This is a genomic window from Shewanella sp. ISTPL2, from assembly GCF_013283205.1.
Lineage (GTDB): Bacteria > Pseudomonadota > Gammaproteobacteria > Enterobacterales > Shewanellaceae > Shewanella > Shewanella oncorhynchi.
Map to the genome: position 1 here is coordinate 2,148,176 of NZ_JAAPAV010000001.1, position 21,176 is coordinate 2,169,351.

At 45.3% G+C, this 21,176-nt stretch carries 17 protein-coding genes; 10 read left to right on the plus strand and 7 right to left on the minus strand.

Features of this window, described 5'->3' with window-relative positions; genetic code table 11:
* Positions 1-277: 277 nt before the first annotated feature.
* From HUB64_RS09500 to HUB64_RS09540, 9 genes are all read left to right on the plus strand, one after another.
* Positions 278-1,024: a YebC/PmpR family DNA-binding transcriptional regulator gene (locus tag HUB64_RS09500; RefSeq protein ID WP_173496875.1), complete on the plus strand. Its 747-nt coding sequence runs from the start codon at positions 278-280 to the stop codon at positions 1,022-1,024.
* Positions 1,025-1,127: 103 nt separating this feature from the next.
* A complete protein-coding gene (ruvC, locus tag HUB64_RS09505; RefSeq protein ID WP_006081743.1) occupies positions 1,128-1,649 on the plus strand; it encodes a crossover junction endodeoxyribonuclease RuvC in 522 nt (173 codons plus the stop codon).
* Complete coding sequence (gene ruvA, locus HUB64_RS09510; protein WP_028759853.1) at positions 1,646-2,263, plus strand: Holliday junction branch migration protein RuvA; 618 nt, start codon at positions 1,646-1,648, stop codon at positions 2,261-2,263. The genes ruvC and ruvA overlap by 4 nt, the downstream gene beginning before the upstream one ends.
* A 47-nt stretch (positions 2,264-2,310) precedes the next feature.
* Positions 2,311-3,315 (plus strand): Holliday junction branch migration DNA helicase RuvB, encoded by a 1,005-nt coding sequence (ruvB, locus tag HUB64_RS09515; protein ID WP_028759854.1) that lies wholly within the window; start codon positions 2,311-2,313, stop codon positions 3,313-3,315.
* A gap of 745 nt (positions 3,316-4,060) precedes the next feature.
* Positions 4,061-6,598: a TonB-dependent siderophore receptor gene (locus HUB64_RS09520; RefSeq protein ID WP_028759855.1), complete on the plus strand. Its 2,538-nt coding sequence runs from the start codon at positions 4,061-4,063 to the stop codon at positions 6,596-6,598.
* Between the two features lie 223 nt (positions 6,599-6,821).
* Positions 6,822-7,502, plus strand: coding sequence for a response regulator transcription factor (locus HUB64_RS09525; protein ID WP_028759856.1), 681 nt, complete (start codon positions 6,822-6,824; stop codon positions 7,500-7,502).
* Between the two features lie 225 nt (positions 7,503-7,727).
* The gene (locus HUB64_RS09530; protein WP_105252564.1) at positions 7,728-8,855 is read left to right on the plus strand and encodes a M14-type cytosolic carboxypeptidase; all 1,128 of its coding nucleotides are present in this window, start codon (positions 7,728-7,730) and stop codon (positions 8,853-8,855) included.
* Between the two features lie 12 nt (positions 8,856-8,867).
* Positions 8,868-9,185 carry a zinc ribbon domain-containing protein gene (locus HUB64_RS09535; protein WP_105252563.1) on the plus strand — a complete coding sequence of 106 codons (318 nt, stop codon included), beginning with the start codon at positions 8,868-8,870 and terminating at the stop codon, positions 9,183-9,185.
* Positions 9,182-9,463: a YeaC family protein gene (locus HUB64_RS09540; protein WP_028759859.1), complete on the plus strand. Its 282-nt coding sequence runs from the start codon at positions 9,182-9,184 to the stop codon at positions 9,461-9,463. Before HUB64_RS09535 ends, HUB64_RS09540 begins: the two co-directional genes overlap by 4 nt.
* A 304-nt stretch (positions 9,464-9,767) precedes the next feature.
* Here HUB64_RS09540 and ansA read toward each other — a convergent pair whose 3' ends face one another.
* Complete coding sequence (gene ansA, locus HUB64_RS09545) at positions 9,768-10,781, minus strand: asparaginase (RefSeq protein ID WP_173496876.1); 1,014 nt, start codon at positions 10,779-10,781, stop codon at positions 9,768-9,770.
* A 137-nt stretch (positions 10,782-10,918) separates the two neighbouring features.
* The gene (sppA, locus tag HUB64_RS09550; protein WP_173496877.1) at positions 10,919-12,766 is read right to left on the minus strand and encodes a signal peptide peptidase SppA; all 1,848 of its coding nucleotides are present in this window, start codon (positions 12,764-12,766) and stop codon (positions 10,919-10,921) included.
* A gap of 165 nt (positions 12,767-12,931) precedes the next feature.
* Between sppA and HUB64_RS09555 the strand changes: the two genes are divergently transcribed.
* The gene (locus HUB64_RS09555) at positions 12,932-14,950 is read left to right on the plus strand and encodes an NADPH-dependent 2,4-dienoyl-CoA reductase (protein ID WP_173496878.1); all 2,019 of its coding nucleotides are present in this window, start codon (positions 12,932-12,934) and stop codon (positions 14,948-14,950) included.
* A gap of 307 nt (positions 14,951-15,257) precedes the next feature.
* Here the strand turns inward: HUB64_RS09555 and yfaE are convergent, their stop codons facing one another.
* From yfaE to ubiG, 5 genes are all read right to left on the minus strand, one after another.
* The gene (gene yfaE / locus HUB64_RS09560) at positions 15,258-15,683 is read right to left on the minus strand and encodes a class I ribonucleotide reductase maintenance protein YfaE (protein WP_173497904.1); all 426 of its coding nucleotides are present in this window, start codon (positions 15,681-15,683) and stop codon (positions 15,258-15,260) included.
* 38 nt (positions 15,684-15,721) lie between these two features.
* Positions 15,722-16,852 (minus strand): class Ia ribonucleoside-diphosphate reductase subunit beta, encoded by a 1,131-nt coding sequence (nrdB, locus tag HUB64_RS09565; RefSeq protein ID WP_028759863.1) that lies wholly within the window; start codon positions 16,850-16,852, stop codon positions 15,722-15,724.
* A 74-nt stretch (positions 16,853-16,926) separates the two neighbouring features.
* Complete coding sequence (gene nrdA / locus HUB64_RS09570) at positions 16,927-19,215, minus strand: class 1a ribonucleoside-diphosphate reductase subunit alpha (RefSeq protein WP_173496879.1); 2,289 nt, start codon at positions 19,213-19,215, stop codon at positions 16,927-16,929.
* A 503-nt stretch (positions 19,216-19,718) separates the two neighbouring features.
* Positions 19,719-20,390 carry an HAD family hydrolase gene (locus HUB64_RS09575; protein WP_173496880.1) on the minus strand — a complete coding sequence of 224 codons (672 nt, stop codon included), beginning with the start codon at positions 20,388-20,390 and terminating at the stop codon, positions 19,719-19,721.
* Position 20,391: 1 nt separating this feature from the next.
* Positions 20,392-21,102: a bifunctional 2-polyprenyl-6-hydroxyphenol methylase/3-demethylubiquinol 3-O-methyltransferase UbiG gene (ubiG, locus tag HUB64_RS09580; protein WP_173496881.1), complete on the minus strand. Its 711-nt coding sequence runs from the start codon at positions 21,100-21,102 to the stop codon at positions 20,392-20,394.
* Between the last annotated feature and the right edge of the window lie 74 nt (positions 21,103-21,176).

A 21,176-nucleotide genomic window follows, 5' to 3' on the forward strand; every position in this document is an offset into this window, starting at 1 on the left:
TAAGGCGACTTTTGTAAATCGACCTTATTCAAATCGACATTATGTAAATCGTTTTAGTGTAAGTCGATTGACGTTAGCCTTGTCAGTTATTTTTTGTCGTACCGAAAACCGAGGCATGAGCCTCGGTTTGTTTTAGTGAACCGTCATTCCACTGCTTATCAATATCTGTTAGTTCAATCCTTTAAGTAAATAGCCGTTATTTAGTCTCATTCCACCTTCGGCTCTTGATAAGCTTTGTGATGGCACCTAGATGATATCTAAGTAGAGGAGACTTCCCATGGCAGGTCACAGTAAATGGGCCAACATTAAGCACCGTAAAGCGGCTCAAGATGCTAAACGCGGTAAACTCTTTACTAAATTCATTCGCGAGTTAACCGTTGCAGCCCGTGAAGGTGGCTCAGATCCCGACTCCAATCCACGATTACGTGTCGCCATCGATAAAGCCCTCGGTGGTAATATGACCCGAGACACGGTTGAGCGTGCGATTAAACGCGGCGCCGGTGAATTAGAAGGCCAGCAACTCGAAACCATTCTCTATGAAGGTTATGGCCCAGGCGGCACCGCTGTGATGGTTGAAACCATGACGGACAATCGTAATCGTACTGTGAGTGGTGTACGTAATGCGTTTAGTAAATCGGGCGGTAACTTAGGCACGGATGGGTCGGTTTCTTATCTGTTCACTAAGCGTGGGGTGTTATCCTATGCGCCGGGAACCGATGAAGATGCATTGATGGAAGTGGCGCTTGAAGCGGGCGCGGAAGATATTGTCAGCTATGATGATGGTGCTGTGGATGTGTTTACTGATCCCGTTGATTTCTATACGGTGAAAGAGGCGCTCGATAACGCCCATTTTGTGGCGGATAATGCCGAAATCGCGATGATAGCCTCGACGAAAGCTGAGCTTGATCTAGAAACCGCCGAAAAATTTATGCGCCTTATCGACACCCTTGAAGATCACGATGATGTGCAAGAGGTGTATCATAATGCGGAAATCTCCGATGATGTGATGGCAAGCCTAGGCTAGATTGACTGTGAGCTGAATTGGGGCGTCAATTGATGCCCATTTCAGCTCGCAAACGCTAACGTAGGAACAGGGACGCAAATGTAGATCCCAAATAAGGTATTGAATGGCAATTATTTTAGGTGTTGACCCAGGTTCACGGATCACAGGCTACGGCGTGATCCAATGTCAGGGACGGCATCAGATTTACCTCGGCAGTGGCTGTATTCGCACTTCGTCTGAAGAGCTTCCTGGTAGGCTAAAGCAAATTTTTGATGGGATCACTGAGATTATTCGTCAGTATCAACCGGACGAATTTGCGATTGAGCGCGTATTTATGGCAAAAAATGCCGATTCTGCGCTCAAGTTAGGCCAAGCACGCGGCGCGGCCATTGTTGCTGCCACAGTCGCCAATTTACCTGTGGCCGAATACAGTGCGACTCAAATTAAGAGCGCAGTCGTGGGTACGGGGCGAGCACAGAAAGCCCAAGTACAACACATGATCCAACAACTACTTAAATTACCCGCAGCCCCACAAGCTGACGCCGCAGATGCACTCGGAGTTGCTGTGTGTCATTATCACACCAGCCAGAGTTTAATTGCATTGAGTGGCCGGGCAACGGCAAGAACATACGGACGGTACAGATGATAGGTCGTTTACGGGGCGTGCTCGTTGAGAAACAAGCACCAGAAATTTTGATCGATGTTAACGGTGTTGGTTACGAGTTGCAGATGCCGCTTACTAGCTTTTATGAGCTGCCTGAAGTTAATCATGAAACTATGGTCTACACCCACTTTGTGGTGCGTGAAGATGCACAGCTTCTCTATGGTTTTATCACTAAGCAGGAAAGGGCGTTATTTCGCTTACTGATCAAGACCAATGGTGTCGGTCCCAAGCTTGCTTTGACCATTTTATCAGGCATGACAGCCGCAGAATTTGTGGGTTGCGTTGAGCGCGATGATATAGTGACCTTAGTGAAATTACCCGGTGTTGGCAAGAAGACCGCCGAGCGGTTACTGGTAGAAATGCGCGATAAGCTCAAGAGCTTGATGGAAGCCTCAGCAGGCTCAGAGCGTGAGTTCGTGCTGCAATCCAATTACTCACCCGCACCGACAGTCAATAGCGCCGAAGAAGATGCTATTTCAGCTTTAATTTCGCTGGGTTATAAACCACCGCAGGCGAGCAAATCGGTTTCTGCAGCCTACAAAGAGGGCATGGATTCAGAAACCCTGATCAAAGCCGCCCTTAAATCGATGCTTTAATTGAACAATGATGATAATTAAGATGAAAGCTGCGATAAGGAATAACAATGATTGAGGCAGACAGACTCATCCAGCCGCAGATCCAAGCTCAAGATGAATCCATCGACAGGGCAATGCGCCCTAAAATGCTCGATGAATACACGGGTCAAGATGACACTCGGGCACAGCTTAAGGTGTTTATTCAAGCGGCAAAGAATCGTAATGAAGCCTTAGATCATATGTTGATTTACGGTCCGCCGGGATTGGGTAAAACCACCTTAGCCATGATTGTTGCGAACGAGATGGGGGTGAACATTAAATCCACCTCGGGGCCTGTGCTGGAAAAAGCGGGCGATCTCGCCGCACTTTTGACCAATCTCGAATCCGGTGATGTGTTATTCATCGATGAAATCCACCGATTAAGCCCTGTGGTGGAGGAGATTTTGTATCCAGCGATGGAAGATTATCAGCTGGATATCATGATAGGTGAAGGGCCGGCAGCGCGCTCTATCAAGCTTGATTTACCGCCGTTTACTCTAGTGGGTGCGACAACACGGGCAGGAGCTTTGACTTCACCACTTCGGGCGCGTTTTGGGATCCCGCTACGGCTTGAATTCTATAACATCAAAGATTTAAGCACCATAGTCACGCGTTCGGCGCAGGTGATGGAACTGGATATTGATGCTGAAGGTGCATTTGAAATCGCACGCCGTTCACGTGGTACACCGCGGATAGCTAACCGACTGCTTCGCCGCGTGCGGGATTACGCGCAGGTGAAGCATGATGGCGCTGTCACTAAGTTTGTTGCCGACCATGCACTTGACTTGCTGGATGTTGATAATGAAGGTTTCGATTATATGGACCGCAAGTTACTACTCGCCATTATCGATAAGTTTATGGGTGGCCCAGTTGGACTCGATAACTTAGCCGCAGCCATAGGCGAAGAGCGCGAAACCATTGAAGATGTGCTAGAGCCATTTTTGATCCAGCAAGGCTTTATCCAACGTACACCCCGCGGCCGTATTGCAACCGCACGGGCATATCAACATTTTGAGTTGATCAAACCCGAGTAATCATCATTTTGATGATACAGACTATAAGAGGCGACCTAAGTGGTCGCTTTTTTTATAAAGAAAATTTGTCCTTGAATGTGGTCCGTATGAGATGTAAGTCATTTATTTAAGAATAAGAAACAGGGAGTGTTTAGAGGGATTGGAAGCTAATACTTATATTTAAAATTAATATGCAAGATCAGTAACAAATAGTCATTTCAAAGACGTGTAGAATTATTTGTACCTTAATTGTTAAACCATAATTTTAGACGTTGTTAAAATGCATAATTAGCACAATTGATACATAGTGTATCTCTGTTTTAATGCAATTTATCTATGTTTATCGGTATTTTAGCGCTTTGGCTATCTGTGGATATTGCTAGATATGCAGATTTAACAATAGTTAATCAATACACTGTTCTTCTAGATAACTTTAATAAGGATTAAAAAGTGTGATCCAAATCACATTTTTTAATGTGCAAAATGTTGCATTTATGTTTCTTATTAACAGTCTTAAAGTCTGTTTAATATCCATATCGTGGTGATTAACTCTGTATAAGTGTGGTAAATAAGGGTATTAAAAAATAGTGTTCAAATTAATTAACTAAGTAAATCACAATAATTAACAATTTGTTTTTATTGGTTAAAAATTTGAGCATTGACGGAGTTAAAGTGAATCCTCAGTATCAGGTGCAACACTAGTACAGCAATAGCTGTACAAGCTGTAAGCATAAAAATAATAGTAAGATCTAGGGAGCATTCATACATGATCAAAAGAACTAAAGTAGCGTCAGCTATTAACTTAGCTATCGTTGCATCTATCACTACTGGTGCATTTGTTACGTCAAGCGCATTTGCTGCTGAAGAAAAAGCAAAAGTTGAACGTATTGAAGTGACAGGTTCACGCATTCAACGCCAAGATATGGAAACAGCATCTCCTGTGACCGTTATTGATGCTGCTGCGATTAAAGCGGAAGGTTTTACTTCTGTTGACCAAATGCTGCAAGTACAGACTTCGATGGCGGGTGCGGCAATTGGTTCAACAACAAACAACGGTGCAGACGGTGTTGCACAAGTTGATTTACGTGGCATGGGTTCACAACGTACGCTTGTGTTATTAAACGGTCGCCGCATGGTGAACTCTGGTTCCGGTGCTAACAGCTCTGTGGATTTGAACTCTATTCCAGTCGCTATGATTGCACGTGTTGAAATTCTGAAAGACGGCGCTTCAGCTGTTTACGGTTCTGATGCGATTGCTGGTGTAGTGAATATTATCACTAAGAAAGACTTTGAAGGTTTCCAGCTCGATTTTAACGGTAGTGGCACTGACAAGGGTGACGGTAAAAATGGCGACGTAAGTGCACTATACGGTTTCAATACCGATGGTGGTAATTACACCTTTGGTGCTGCTTTTTCTGACCGTCGTGGCGTGATCCAAGGTGACCGTGATTGGACTGAACCTGGTGCAAGTTCATTTATCCCTGAAGGTACTTTAGGCGGCAAGATTAAAGATGCCAATGGCAACTGGGTAGACCGTTCATACGGTTATGATTTTACCCAAGATAGTTACTATCAAACACCAAGTGAACGTCGTAGTTTATTTGCTAACATGACTCAAGAGTTAGGTAATGATGTTGTGTTAACTGCAGATGCTATTTATACCAACCGTCGTTCTAACCAGCAAATGGCTGCTCAACCCGCTGATCTTATGCTAAATGTTTGCGGCGCGGCGGGCGTTCCAGCCGGAGCTCCATGTGTAACGCTTGATAGCGGCATGATCGCAGCAGGTATTAAAGCCGATGATAAGGGTTTAGTTAACTATCGTCGCCGGACTAACGATGTAGGTCCTCGTATTTATACTCAGGATACTGATACTTGGCGTTTATCAGGTGGTTTAGCGGGCACCTTAGATGTTCATACTGGTATGAACTGGGATGTAACCTACACCTATGGTAAAAACCAAGCTAAAACTGCAGTAGATAATTCTATCAATGCATCAGATATGCTTGATTCGATCTATGCAAATCCTAATGCATGGTTTAGTGGCACCCCATTAACACAGCAAATGATTAACGAAATCGGTTATTCAGAGCAAGCAAATGGTGGTAATGAGCAACAAACACTTTCTGCTGGTTTAAATGGCGAATTGTTTGATTTAAAAGCAGGTGCCGTTGGCTTTGCGATTGGTGCGGAATATCGTCGTGAAAGTGGTTTTTATAATCCTGATCCTGTAGTTGTTGCTGGTGAAAGTACTGCTGCTCAACAAGACCCGACTGATGGTAACTATAACGTTATTTCTATTTTCCAAGAAGTAAGTGTGCCTTTCACTGAGAAATTAACGGGTGAATTTGCGCTACGTTTAGATGATTACTCTACTTTTGGTAAAGCAACCACTTGGAAGATTGGCTTAACTTATGCTGCAACGGATGAGTTAATGGTTCGTGGTGTAGCGGCTACTGGTTTCCGTGCTCCAAGTGTTGCTGAATTGTATGGTGGTAACTCAGGTTCGTTTGATTATTTAGATGATCCATGGGGCAATGCTCAAGATCCACAAATTTTAGTAAATCGTACATCAGATCCAGATTTAAAGCCTGAAGAATCAGAGTCTTATACGGCTGGTTTAGTGTATTCGCCAAGCTATCTTGATGGTATGTCTGTGACTTTGGATTACTGGAGTTTCAAAGTTGATAACGCGATTGCGCGTATGGACACTCAAGCAGGTCTAGATGCATGTCATAGATTCCAAGTAGATGGCGATGCAACAGGTGCAGCATCTTGTGAAATTTTCAATATCGGCGCTAATGGCGATTTAGATAATTTAACGAATGCTTTAACTAACGTGGGTACACAAGACACGAGTGGTGTAGATTTCAACTTAGCCTACAGCTTTGAGCTTATTGGTTTAGATTGGAAACTAAACAATGACACAACTTACTTAGTTAACTTCGAGCAGGATGGTGAAAGCTATACTGGTACTATTGATGGTAACTTTGGTGCTTATGCCCGAGTTCGTAACAACTTTAGCTTGTCAGCGGGTCAAGATGATTGGAGTGTTATGTACTTCAATCGTTATATCGGCGGAATGACAGATCTAGCTCAAGGTACTGATGTAGACTCAATTTTGTACCATAACATTTCTGGTACTTATCATATCAATGATATGACGACTGTCAGTTTAGGCGTTAAGAATTTCACTGATGAAAAACCAGTTACTGTTTCTAACGGTAGCGATGGTGGTACAGTTCCACAAGTATATGACACAGTCGGCCGCGTGATTTACGGTGGTGTAACTGTTAAATTCTAAGCTAAGTTCAGACTCTTAGTTTCTAAAAAGCGCCTTAGGGCGCTTTTTTATTGGGAGTTTATGAGATGATTTTAGAGTCGCTAATCATCAGTTGATTGGTTGTTAATATCGTATTTTGTTCACAGTTTTCAACATCACACATCTTAACGAATGTAATAGCGCTAGAGTCGTCTCGATTCGCATGGTAATATAAATGATATAGATTCTCGTTTGGGCTTTAAGGATGAGTAAAATACTCTTGGTCGATGATGATCCATTGTTTAGCGTTTGGTTAGCTGATGCCCTATGTACGCAAGGGCATGAGGTTAAGTGTGCGGTTAATGGCATCGAGGGTCTGGCATGCATTGAAAGTTTTGCTCCAGACATCATAGTGCTTGATTTAGTGATGCCACAGATGAATGGATTTGAGTTGCTAAAAGCGCGTGAATGTTCAACGCCGGTACTGATGATCTCAGCACGTGATAATGAAGATGATCGCATCACTGGTTATGAATTGGGAGCAGATGATTTTCTGAGTAAGCCGTTTAGCATAAAAGAGATTTTTGTCCGCTTACGAGCCTTAGAGCGGCGTCTCTGTGCTGGTCACTCTCACTCGCCGCAAATGGCGACTGTGGCGGCTAAAGTGATTAACTTCGATGAAATGAGTTATAGGATCACTATTGGCACCCGCTATGTCGATTTGACCCAAACCGAGTTTAAATTATTTAAATATCTTTTTGAAAGAAAAGGCCAAGTCATCACTAAGCAAGAGTTGCAGCGCTCAGTGCTACAGAAAGATTTGGGCCGATTTGACCGTAATCTGGACATGCACATTAGTAACACTCGCCGCAAGCTAGCCAATATCAGTTTGCCGCGTAACTTGATTAATACAGTACGAGGCCAAGGTTATAGTTTTATGGTCTAATATCTTCATTAACTTATAGTGAAAGGCTCATTTTTTGTGGATTTTAGGCGTGTTAACTGGTCAATTAAAGGCCGATTGCAAGTGTCTTGACTGAATTTAATGGCTTTCGTTTTCCCCTTGGGATGTTTTGGTTTATTCTATCGGCCATATAATAAAATGTGCCGTGTGCTATCTGTCGCACGCCATTAAATTGCCCTTAGTTTTAACAACCTATTAGGAATCATTATGCGGATCAGTGCCAACTTTGATGGCGGAAATATCCAAGTCGTCAATCTTGATAATAAAGACGATATTCAACTTGCTATCCGCCCTGATGCGGGTGGTGAGTTTTATCAATGGTTCAATTTTCGATTTGAAGGTGAGGTGGGTAACCATTACACCTTGAATATTATCAATGCGGGAACCGCTTCTTATACCAAGGGATGGGAAGATTATCAGGCGGTGGCCAGTTATGATCGCCAGCATTGGTTCCGTATTCCGACTCAATATCAAGACGGTAAACTGAGCATTAGCATAGAGTTAGATTGCGATGCTATTCAAATCGCTTACTTTGCACCCTACAGCTATGAGCGTCATTTAGATTTACTCAGCGGCGCCCAGTTACACCCAGATGTCAATTTAGAGCATTTAGGCCTGACCTTAGATGGCCGCGATATTACTCTGATGAAAGTAGGGAATGGCGATCCTTCTAAACGCAATATTTGGATCACCGCCAGACAACATCCGGGTGAAACGATGGCTGAATGGTTAGTTGAAGGCCTAGTGAATCGTTTACTCGATAATGACTGTCCCACGGCAAAGGCGCTGCTTGATAAGGCCAATTTCTATATAGTGCCCAACATGAATCCCGATGGCAGTGTCAGAGGTCATCTGCGCACTAACGCGATTGGGATTAATCTAAACCGCGAGTGGCAAACACCGAGTTTAGAAAAAAGCCCTGAGGTATATCACGTCGTCAACAAGATGCAGCAAACGGGTGTTGACCTGTTTTATGATGTGCATGGTGATGAAGGCTTACCTTATGTGTTTCTAGCGGGTTGTGAAGGCGTCCCCGCTTATAATGATAAACTCGCGCAGCTGCAAGCGGACTTTAGTCAAGCATTGACCTTAGCCAGTGCCGATTTTCAAACTCAGTATGGGTATGATAAAGATGAGCCCGGTCAAGCGAATCTGACCGTAGCGTCTAATTGGGTTGCCCAGACCTTCAAGTGTTTATCAAATACCCTTGAGATGCCGTTTAAAGACAATAACAATCTGGCCGATCCTTTTGTGGGTTGGTCACCAGAACGCAGTATTTATTTAGGTGAAGCATCGCTAATTGCCATGCTCGCCGTTGTTGATAAGTTACGTTAGGGCGAGGCTGATATGGCATTAATTGAATGTCCGGTGTGTCGTAAACGTATGTCGAGCAAAGCGTCTTCATGCCCCCATTGCCAAGCAAAAACCGATGGCGACAATGAGTCCTTATCGCGCATTAGTCATATTCAAAAGTCCAGCAGCTTAATGAATCAGAGTTTCGTTGCTATGACCTTGTTCATTGCTGGTGTGGTGATTTGGTTTTGGGGTGGGGAACCCGCCGAAGGTATGCGTGCGAATATCGCCGGAATATGCTTTGTGTTTGGTTTTGTAGGTTATCTCATTACACGAGTCAGAATCGTGTTACATAAGCGGAAAAGTGTATGACGGATATCAATCAAGTGATCGATCAAATGCCTATTGAAGTCTATGAAAGGCTTCGCAGTGCTGCTGAGTTGGGTAAGTGGGAGGATGGCACTGTGTTGAGTGAGACTCAGCGTGAATCGACTCTGCAGGTGGTGATGTTGTATCAAGCGCGTAAGCTTGAGCAAACAGAGCATTTCACTATTGCATCTGACGGTAAAATAAATGAGCTGTCTAAGGCCGAGCTGAAAAAGCAATTCCGTGGTGAGCCAATTGCTGGGTTTAAAGCACAGGATTTATAATTTCTGACTGTCCACGCAGATCGGCTTGTAAGGTGTGCTTTATTAGGAATTCGGCGTAAGTCTGAGGTTGGCAAGGGGAATTAGCATTTTATCTTTTGTTAGTGATATCAATGCTAATATTGATTTGATATCAAATAACTTCAATGCAAATCTTGATCTGCAAAAGTCTTAAAATAAACACTCATTTAGTGTTTTTAAGTCTGAGCTAAAATCTAGTCTGAGTTTAAATCAAAAAAGCCCATCAAATATGGGCTTTTTTGTTGCTAGCGTTTGAGGGCAACAAACAGATTAGAAGACTATATCTTTAATCTATGCTCAGTTCACCGACTAGATTTTGCAACATGGCCGCTTTTATCTCAGCTGGTTGCAAATTTTTAGATAGCAAATAATGCAGTTTTGCTAAGGCCGCTTCTATGGTCATATCGGCGCCACTGATCACGCCTGCTTTGGCTAATGCATTGCCTGTGGCGTAGCCGCCCATATTCACCTTACCTTGGAAACATTGGGTTAGATTCACCAGCACTATGCCACGTTCATCTGCTTGCCTTAAGGTTTTGAGTAAGGCGGCATCCTGCGGTGCGTTACCCACACCAAATGTCAGCAGTATGAGGGCTTTAACTGGCTGTTGCAGAATGTTCTCAAAAATCTGTGTCGATATCCCAGGATACAAGGTCACCACACCGACAGGTTGTGGGCTGATATGAGCGACTTCTAATGGGGTATCGTTGGCTACCGTGATTTTGCCTGCGCGTAGATTGATTTTGATCCCCGCCTCAAGCAGTAGTGGGAAGTTGGGTGAGGCGAAAGCATCGAAACCGTCGGCATGGGCCTTAGTCGAGCGATTACCCCTAAAGAGTTTGTTATTGAAGAATAAACACACTTCAGCGACTGGATAATTCGCCGCTATATAGAGTGAGTTCAATAAATTGGTTTGGCCGTCTGAGCGTAGCTGGGCGAGGGGAATTTGCGAGCCCGTCACTATCACAGGTTTTGACAAGCCTTGCAGCATAAATGACAGTGCCGAAGCCGTGTACGCCATGGTATCTGTGCCGTGAAGGATCACAAAGCCATCGTACTTATCGTAATTGGCTTGTATATCGTCGGCGATCATCTGCCAATCGGTTGGTGCCATATTGGAAGAGTCGATAAGCGGGCAGTATTCGTGGATGACGAATGCCGGCATTTCTTCATGGTAAAACTCAGGCATAGATTGTACGCACTGAGTTAGGAATCCCGCGACGGGGACAAAGCCGTTATCGGTCTTTTGCATACCGATGGTGCCGCCAGTATAGGCAACATAAATGGAGCGTTTAGTCATTCTTGTCGTTTTCTTAGCTTCAAGTGGCCGAATTATACGATTTTACTGACATAAACCCAATAAAAAAGCCCGGAGATCCGGGCTTTGTCTTTGTCATCATCTTGAAGTTGCGAGCTGCAACCTAGACGCTGGCAGATTTAGTTCATCATATTGCAAGTATCACAGTAGATGTAGACGTTATTTGGATCATCAAAAGAGGTTAACGTTTTCAAACTGCTAGTCCACTGTTGTAGCATTTGCTCTAACATCGATGACTGACTTAGTGAGGCGGGCAGGTAGCTCGATACTGAGGCAAACATCTGCTGCATGAATTTTTGTTCGGGTGTCAGCTCTTGTTCGATGACGCGGGTGTCAAATAGCGTCATATCCGCGAGTTTAGCGGCTTTAGCAATCGCCTCATCTAAATCACCCAGTTCATCGACTAAGCCAAGCTCAAGAGCCTTTTTACCGCTCCACACACGGCCCTGAGCAATCTTATCGACTTGTTCTATGGTCATCTTACGTTCTTTAGCGACCAGGGAGATAAAGTCCGAATAGCCGCGTTCAATATGACGTTGGATAATTGCTTCAATCTGGGGGGAAAGTGTGCGGGTAACAGATAATCCTGCCCATTCTGAGGTCGATACGCCATCGGTATGCACGCCTATACTGGCCAATGAATCTTCAAAGGTAGTGATCATACCAAAGATCCCAATCGAACCCGTGAGTGTTGTTGGTGTTGCGAAGATATAGTCGGCACTGGCTGAAATCCAGTAACCACCGGATGCGGCTAAACTGCCCATGCTCACAACCACGGGTTTACCTGCTGCTTTAAGTGCCAGTAATTCTTGACGAATTTGCTCAGAGGCAAAGGCGCTACCGCCAGGGCTATCAACGCGTAATACTAAGGCTTTAATGTGCTTATCAAAACGTGCCTTACGTAGCAGCTCGGCGGTGCTTTCGCCGCCAATTTGGCCCGCAGGTTGAGTGCCGTTCAAAATGGTGCCACTTGCCACAATAATACCAACACTGTCTTGCTCTACAAAGTTGGGTAATGGCGTCACTAAGGTCAAGTAATCATAAAAACTGACTTGCTTGAAACTGTCACCACTGCTGGCTTTTCCTACGGTTTCTAGCATGGTTTTACGAAAATCTTCTGTAGTCGCTAGGTTATCAACCCATTTCATGTTGATTGCCATTGTGGCTGAATCGCCATTGGCTTTATCGAGTTCTGCCAAATAAGTGGTTGCGTCGGGCACCAGAGAATTCGGTTCGATATTACGATTGCCTGCAACCGTTTGTGTGTAGCTTTGCCATACATCGACTAACAGTGCACTACTGGCTTCCCGCGCAGCATCTGACATATCGTCACGTATGTAGGGTTCAACCGCAGATTTAAAGGTCCCCACGCGGAAAATATGCGCTTTGACTTTGAGTTTTTCTAAGGCCGATTTGAAATATTGGTTGTACATACTCAGGCCATCAAGCGAGACACCGCCTTGGGGATTGAGGTAAATGGTGTCGGCAAAACTGGCGAGGAAATATTGATTTTGCTCGTAGTAGTTGCCGATGGCGATGACTTTTTTACCGCTCTCTTTAAAGCGATTGAGTGCATTACCGATAGATTGTAGTTTGCTGATCCCAGCACGTTTAAGATCGACCAGATCGAGCACTAGTACGCTAATGCGTTGATCTTGCGCTGCATTGTCAATGACATAAAGTACATCGGTGAGTAGGATTTCACCATCGGCGTTGGCATTTTGGCCTTGTTTGAATGCGGCTTCTAAGGGATCGACTTGTTGTTTCTGATCGACAATCGAGCCTGCTAAATTAAGCACCAGTGCCGAATTATCTTCAACTTGGATATCTTCGCTACTGCCAATGGAGATAATGATCGCGGCTAAGAGTCCAAAAAAGATTAGATTGAGGATGAGTTTACGCGTCCCGTTCAGGGTGTGCCAAATAAACAAACATATTCTCTTGAAAAACGATGGGTTAGCGGACATCTGCCACTCCTTTATAAGTCCAATCTGCCAATGCTAACTGAAAATGGCGCTACAGGCTAAACACAATTGTAAAGGATTTTGACTGATGGCCTCGATCCAACGGTTGAGCTTAGATTTGACACAAGGTATGCTGATTTAAATCACTTGTTTTAAAAGGATGTTTGAATGTCGTTTCCCCATTTATTAGAACCCTTAGATCTGGGATTTACCCAGCTCAAAAACCGCGTGCTTATGGGCTCAATGCACACAGGTTTGGAAGAAGAAAAGGGCGGATTTGAGAAACTGGCAGCGTTCTACAAAGAACGCGCTCTGGGCGGTGTGGGTTTGATTGTGACGGGTGGTATTTCCCCCAATCTTCGTGGTCGCCTTACGCCCCATGCCTGTCAGCTGAGTTTTCCTTGGCAAGTGGGTAAGCATCGCGTGGTAACGCAGGCGGTGCATGAGGCTGGCGGTAAGATCTGTATGCAAATTTTGCATGCGGGACGTTATGGCTATCATCCTTTTTCCCAAGCACCGAGCAAGATTAAATCACCCATTACACCTTTTACGCCGTCTGCTATGTCTAGTCGCCAAGTGCGCTCGACCATTAAGGATTACGCCAGCTCCGCCGCCCTTGCCAAGAAAGCGGGTTACGATGGTGTTGAGGTGATGGGCTCTGAAGGATATTTGATCAATCAGTTTGTCAGTGCGCGCACCAACACTCGCACCGATGAATGGGGTGGTGCGTTTGAAAAACGGGCGCAATTCCCGATTGAGATTGTTAACGCGATACGGGCAAAAGTTGGTAAAGATTTCATCATTATCTTCCGTTTATCCATGCTCGATCTGGTGGATAACGGTTCGACTTGGGATGAAGTAGTGCAACTGGCCCAGTGGTTAGAGCAAGCTGGTGTGTCCATTCTAAATACGGGCATTGGCTGGCATGAAGCGCGCGTACCGACCATTGCAACAAGTGTGCCCCGTGGCGCCTTTGCGTGGGTGACGGAAAAGCTCAAACAATCTGTCTCCGTTCCCCTAATTGCGACTAACCGCATTAACACCCCTGAGATTGGTGAGCAGATTGTCGCCTCTGGTCAAGCTGACATGGTGTCGATGGCGCGGCCTTTCCTCGCCGATCCCGAGTTTGTGAATAAGGCTGCGGCGAACACGCCGGAGCTTATCAATACCTGCATTGGCTGTAACCAAGCTTGTCTTGACCATACCTTTTCCCTCAAGCGCGCAACTTGCTTAGTGAATCCTCGCGCCTGTTATGAGACTGAAATCAACTTCTTACCCACAGCCAATAAAAAGCGTATTGCGGTGATGGGGGCAGGCCCTGCGGGCATGGCGTTTTCTGTTTATGCCGCCATGCGTGGCCATGACGTTGTCTTGTTTGAAGCGAAATCTGAGGTGGGTGGTCAGTTTAATCTCGCCCGTAAAATCCCTGGGAAAGAAGAGTTTAACGAGACTATTCGTTATTTCATTAACCAAATTAAGCTGCATAAGGTGGAGCTGAGATTAAACACTCGCCTCGATGCCAGTGTGCTGGCGACGGAAAAGTTTGATGAAGTGGTAATCGCCTCAGGCGTTGTGCCGCGTGATTTAGTCTTACCCGGCTTTGATGACCCACGGGTGGTCGATTATCAAAAAGTGCTCTCGGGTGAAGTGACTGTCGGTAATACGGTGGCCTTGATTGGCGCAGGCGGCATAGGGTTCGATATGGCGCACTTTTTGTGTGAGCGCCAGTCGAGCACCTTGAACCCCGATAAATGGCTACAACAGTGGGGCATAGATAAAACTTACCAGCATGCGGGCGGCCTAACTGAACCCCATTCCGACAATACTGATCATCGTAAGGTGTTTTTACTGCAACGTAAAACGTCGAAGATGGGCAAAGGCTTAGGCAAAACAACAGGCTGGATCCACCGTCTTGTGCTTAAGCAACATGATGTGAAGATGAAAACGGGCGTGAGTTACGACAAGTTTGATGATGCAGGACTGCATATTCGCATGGGTGAAACCGCTGAAGTGCTGGCCGTCGATAATGTTGTTTTGTGTGCTGGGCAAGAATCGAATCGCACGTTAGTAGATGAGATGAAAGCAACGGGCCTGCCTGTGCATCTGATTGGTGGCGTAGATGTCGCGGCAGAGCTTGATGCTAAGCGTGCAATCCGCCAAGGCGCTGAACTGGCAATGCGTTTATAGAAAGTCGATAAGCCTTACGTTTTAAGCGTTAAGTATTCAATTTTAGATCCTGAAAGCCTGAACCTGTGTTCAGGCTTTTTTGTTTTAGGTTTTTTAGTGTGAATGCATTGAAAATAGAGGGAAGGGAAAATAGTGGGTTTTAAAACGTTTGGTATCTAATGGCGCGGATTGAATAAGGCTGTATTGAAAGGGGCTGTTTGTCTTAAAGCTACTCTTTGTTTAAAAGCTCATTTTTGTTTTAAAGCGATTTTGGGTTTTAACGCCACATCTTGTTTAAAGCAGCTTACTGAACAATCGAGTCTTGCCGTTATGAGTCTTCAAACACTGCCTGTTTCTGCGTGCGTGTGTCACTTGCTACATTTTGTGTTTGCTTTGACTTTGCCAAACTGGCTTTATTCTGATTCGATTGACACGAATAGGTGACTACAGCTGCACCTTCAGGTGATAGATCCAGCTCTAAATCTTCGGTTGGTACACAGCAGCAGGGCAAACATTCATCATGTTTGAGTTCGGCTAAGGGTTCGTTTAAGTAGCTGACTTTTCCGCTGATGACGCGTGTTTTGCAGGCACCGCAGAAACCGTTGCGACATTCTGAGAAGATTTTGACTTTTTTGGCTTCGAGCGCTTGCAGCAAAGTGCCTTGTTGCTCGGTAAAGAGCAACACAGGTTGACCTTGAAGGCGCACGATTGGCGCCTTCGCAAACAGATTTTGTGGCCGTTTTTTTGATGTCACTGTTTTAATGCCATTTTGTAACGTCACTTTTAAGTGTCTTATAGATCGAAGTCGAGGAATTCATCACCATCAACCGCGGAGTCGATTTGGCCGACAAGGTATGAAGAGACTTCAACTTCCTGTGGTGCAACTTGCACTGCATCGCTTTCTAACCAGTTTTTCATCCAAGGTAATGGATTGGTAATTTCTGGGTATGGTTGCGGTAGATTCACCGACTTCATGCGTTGATTAGTAATAAACTCAACGTATTGGCACAGGATCTGTTCATTCAAACCTATCATAGAGCCGTCTTTGAACAGGTATTTGGCCCATTCTTTTTCTTGCTCTGCGGCTTTGAAGAATAAATCGAAAGCTTCCTGTTGGCATTCTGCAGCAATTTCACCCATTTCTGGATCGTCTTTACCGCCTTGCATGATGCTTAAAATATGCTGAGTGCTGTTTAAGTGTAAGGCTTCATCACGGGCGATTAAGCGAATGATTTTCGCGTTACCTTCCATGAGCTTACGTTCAGCAAAGGCAAATGAGCACGCAAAGCTAACATAGAAACGAATAGCTTCTAGGGCGTTGACTGACATCATGCACAGGTACAAGGCTTTTTTCAGGGTGCGGGTGTTGACTATGACTTCTTTGCCATCGATAACATGGGTTCCTGCACCGAGTAAATGGAATATCTGAGTCAGTTGGATCAAATGATCGTAATAAGCTGCGATATCGGTCGCACGGCTTAAGATTTCTTTGTTCACGACGATATCGTCAAAGATCACTGAAGGATCGTTAACGATATTGCGAATGATGTGGGTGTATGAGCGCGAGTGAATCGTCTCAGAGAAAGACCAAGTCTCAATCCAGGTTTCTAATTCAGGCAGTGACACCAGCGGCAAAAAGGCCACATTGGGCGAGCGGCCTTGAATCGAGTCGAGTAGGGTTTGGTATTTCAGGTTCGAAATAAAGATGTGTTTTTCATGATCAGGCAATGCACCGTAGTCAATCTTATCGCGACTGACGTCTACTTCTTCCGGGCGCCAAAAGAAAGATAACTGCTTTTCTATCAGTTTTTCGAACACTTCATATTTTTGTTGATCGTAACGCGCCACGTTGACCGATTGACCTAAAAACATAGGTTCACGGGTGGCATCGTTGGGTGTTTGACAGAAGGTAGAGTAGGCCATGGTGCTATTTTTCCAATGGATAGGGATCCACTAAATAGGGATCCCTATAAAACCGTTAACGTTAAAGTTAAAGACTAGATTTTACATGCGCCGCCGGCGCAACCGTCATCTTCTTTCTCTAAATTGGTGATGTCATCGTGTGAATCCGACGCACCATCGCGAGTGTTATGGTAGTAAAGCGTTTTAACACCTAACTTGTAAGCATTGAGCAAATCTTTCAGCAGGGTTTGCATGGGTACTTTACGGCCTTCAAAACGTGAAGGATCGTAGTTAGTGTTAGCCGAAATCGCTTGGTCAACGAACTTCTGCATAATACCCACTAGCTGTAAGTAACCGTCGTTGCTTGGCATTTTCCACAGCAATTCATAGCTATCTTTCAGTGTATCGAAATCGGGTACCACTTGTTTTAGCTGACCGTCTTTGCTCGATTTCACGCTGATAAGGCCACGTGGTGGCTCAATACCATTGGTCGCATTGGAGATTTGCGACGAGGTTTCTGATGGCATTAATGCCGATAGCGTTGAGTTACGCAGGCCATATTCCTTGATATCGCTACGCAGTGATTCCCAGTCTAAGTGCAATGGTTCGGCACAAATTTTATCCAAGTCACGTTTGTAGGTATCGATTGGCAAAATACCTTGAGAGTAAGTGGTCTCGTGGAATAACGGACACGCACCTTGCTCTTTGGCCAAGTTCATTGAGGCTTTCAGTAAATAGTACTGAATCGCTTCGAAGGTTCTGTGGGTTAAAGCGTTCGCGCTACCATCAGAATACTTCATGCCGTTTTTCGCTAAATAGTTAGCGAAGTTGATCACGCCTATGCCTAAGGTACGGCGATTCATCGAGGCGATTTGCGCGGCCTTGATAGGGTAATCTTGATAATCCAATAGATTATCCAGTGCGCGTACGGCGAGGTCGGCTAATGGCTCAATATCAGATAACTCTTTGATAGAACCTAAGTTAAGTGCTGACAGCGTACAAAGCGCGATTTCACCTTCAGGATCATCGATGTTGTTCAATGGTTTAGTCGGCAGGGCGATTTCAAGACACAGGTTAGACTGTCTGATCGGCGCGACTTTTGAATCGAACGGGCTGTGAGTGTTGCAGTGATCCACGTTCTGAATGTAGATACGGCCCGTTGAAGCGCGCTCTTGCATCATCAGTGAAAACAGCTCAACTGCTTTTATCGTTTTCTTACGAATGCTGCTGTCTTGCTCATATTGCACATATAAACGTTCGAATTCGTTTTGATCTTCAAAGAAAGCATCGTACAAGCCAGGTACGTCAGATGGGCTAAATAAACTAATGTTTTCGCCTTTGATCAGACGTTGATACATGACTTTGTTCAGCTGCACACCGTAGTCTAAATGACGGATACGGTTGTCTTCGACGCCGCGGTTATTTTTCAATACCAGCAGAGATTCGACTTCTAAGTGCCAAATAGGGTAGAACAGGGTCGCAGCACCGCCACGCACGCCGCCTTGAGAACACGACTTCACTGCGGTTTGGAAATACTTATAGAAAGGTAAACAACCTGTGTGGAAGGCTTCACCACCACGGATTGGGCTACCTAAGGCGCGAATACGACCGGCGTTAATACCGATACCCGCACGTTGGCTGACGTATTTCACGATAGACGAAGCGGTCGCGTTGATTGAATCTAAGCTGTCACCACATTCGATCAGTACGCAAGAGCTAAACTGACGCGTTGGGGTGCGCACACCGGCCATAATTGGCGTTGGCAGCGACAGTTTAAAAGTTGATACCGCGTCATAGAAATCTTTAACGTATTTCAGGCGCGTCTCTTTTGGATAACGGGCAAACAAGCAAGCAGCAACCAAAATGTAAAGGAACTGCGCGCTCTCATAGATTTCGTGGGTCACACGGTTTTGAACTAAATATTTGCCTTCAAGCTGTTTTACCGCTGCATAAGAGAAGTCCATATCGCGCCAATGGTCGATATAGGTATCCATCACATCCAGCTCTTCGCGAGTGTAATCTCTTAAAATGTGTTGATCGTATTTACCTAGCTCAACCAACTTAGTCACGTGAGCATACAATGCGGGCGGCTCAAACTGACCGAAGGCCTTCTTACGCAAATGAAACACCGCTAAACGGGCAGCGAGGAACTGATAGTCCGGTGATTCTGGAGAAATTAAATCCGCTGCAGCCTTGATAATGGTTTCATGGATAGCTTCGGTTGGGATGCCATCGAAAAACTGTAGGTGCGAGCGAAGTTCAACTTCCGAAACAGAAACGTTTTTTAATCCCTTGGCTGCCCAAGTAATTACGCGGTGTATTTTTTCGAGATCGATATTCTCACGATCGCCACAGCGTTTTGTGACTGTCATAGTGCTATTCATTTGGAGATAGGCCTTGGTTCTTATATGTATTTAGGTGAGCAAAATCACCGTACGTATCCTTGTAAAACAATCAATAATCGTCCCTTAAATACAGCTGACTGGTTACAAACGAGTCAATTAAGCGGCGAGCTTCTAGTGTGTCTGATTGTTACCTACACACAAGATATGGTGTTTTAAATTATATGGGATACAAGATAGTGAGGTTTGCCCCTATTTGCAAGTCTGAATTCAGGGGACATCTTGTGGATAACGTGAGGATAAAATTTTGCGTTAGTAACGACTAACCTTGAAGCTCAATTTCAGGTTAGCGTGTCACACTCATGGGGGATTTTTAGGCGATCTTTTTCTTTAGATCGCGATCGCTCACGAGTGCCGATCTTTTATGCGCCTGACTTTTTCCGTGGGTCATAAATAGTATGCTGACACACTGATGTCCGTCAGTGAAGTTACGTATTGGATGCCTTATTCGTGAGCATTGTAGGCGCTGTTTTTGGTTGATGTTGTTAAGCCAATGCTTCGATTAGTGCTTGATGTAGCTCAGTTGGGCTCGCAAAATGCGCGTGCGCAGGCCATTGCAACGGCTTGTCGTTCACGCCCAGATAACCCCATAGGGCCACGCCGCCTAACATGCCAGCAGCCTTGGCCGCGAGCAAATCTCGCTCGGCATCCCCAAGATACAAAATGTGTTCTGGAGCACAGTTCAGCTGTTGTGCGCCTAACAGCATAGGTGCAGTGTGGGGTTTTGGGTGTTTTGTAGAATCGCCACTAATGATAACGGGCATACGCAAGTGTAAATTCAGTTTTCGCAATAAGGGACGGGTAAAGCGCGCAGGCTTGTTGGTGATCACCCCAAACGGCAGCTGAGTTAACTCGAGCCAGTCGAGTAATGCCGCTATGCCTGTGAATAGCGCACAGTGATCGCCATTTATACGCTGATAGTGGGCGAGTAGCCCTTGCTGAACTTGAGACCGAAGATCTTCTGCCGCATCAGGGATCGCGGCATCGACTAAGGCAAAACTGCCGTGGGATGCGGCGTAGCGCATGGCCGCTAACGGCTGCGCGGCGATGCCGACATCTTGAAGACTTAAATTGAGGGCTTGCACCAGATCCGGCGCGGTATCCGCTAAGGTGCCGTCGAGATCGAACAGTACGCCTTTGATCTGTGCCAGACTCATATTAATCAACCTTACGCGTCGCTATCATGTAATTCACATCAACCTTAGGCGTGTACTTAAAAATGCCCGTCAATGGGTTGTAGCTTACCCCTAAGGCATCGGTACAGATAAGATCGGTATTATCTACTAGCTCAATCAGCTCCGAAGGCTTAATGAATTTTTTATGCTCGTGGGTGCCAACTGGCAGCATTTTTAGCAAATATTCCGCACCTAAAATGGTGTGCACGTAGGATTTAATGTTGCGGTTGATGGTGGAGAAAAACACATGACCACCGGGTTTGACCATGTCACAGCATGCTTTAATCACAGATTGTGGATCGGGTACATGTTCGAGCATTTCCATGCAGGTCACCACATCGTAATAGGCTTGATGATCTTGGCTGTGGGCCTCGGCAGTATTTTTTACATAATTAATGCTCACGCCCGTTTCGAGGGCATGTAGGCGGGCGACTTCTAAGGGCTCATCACCCATATCTAAGCCATCAACCTCGGCGCCGATGCGGGCCATGCTTTCAGACAATATGCCGCCACCACAGCCGACATCGAGCACTTTCTTGCCGAAAATACCGCCAGCGGTTTGATCGATATAGTTTAAGCGCAGCGGGTTTAATAGATGCAGCGGCTTAAATTCGCCGTTGAGATCCCACCAAGTTTCGGCCATACGTTCAAACTTTGCGATTTCCTGTGGGTCTACATTGTTATTCTGATGCATGCTATTACCTGAAGAAGCTGTATTGTGCGGCTATTATAACGACTATGTTTGATAAACAAAGTGCTCGACTGAGC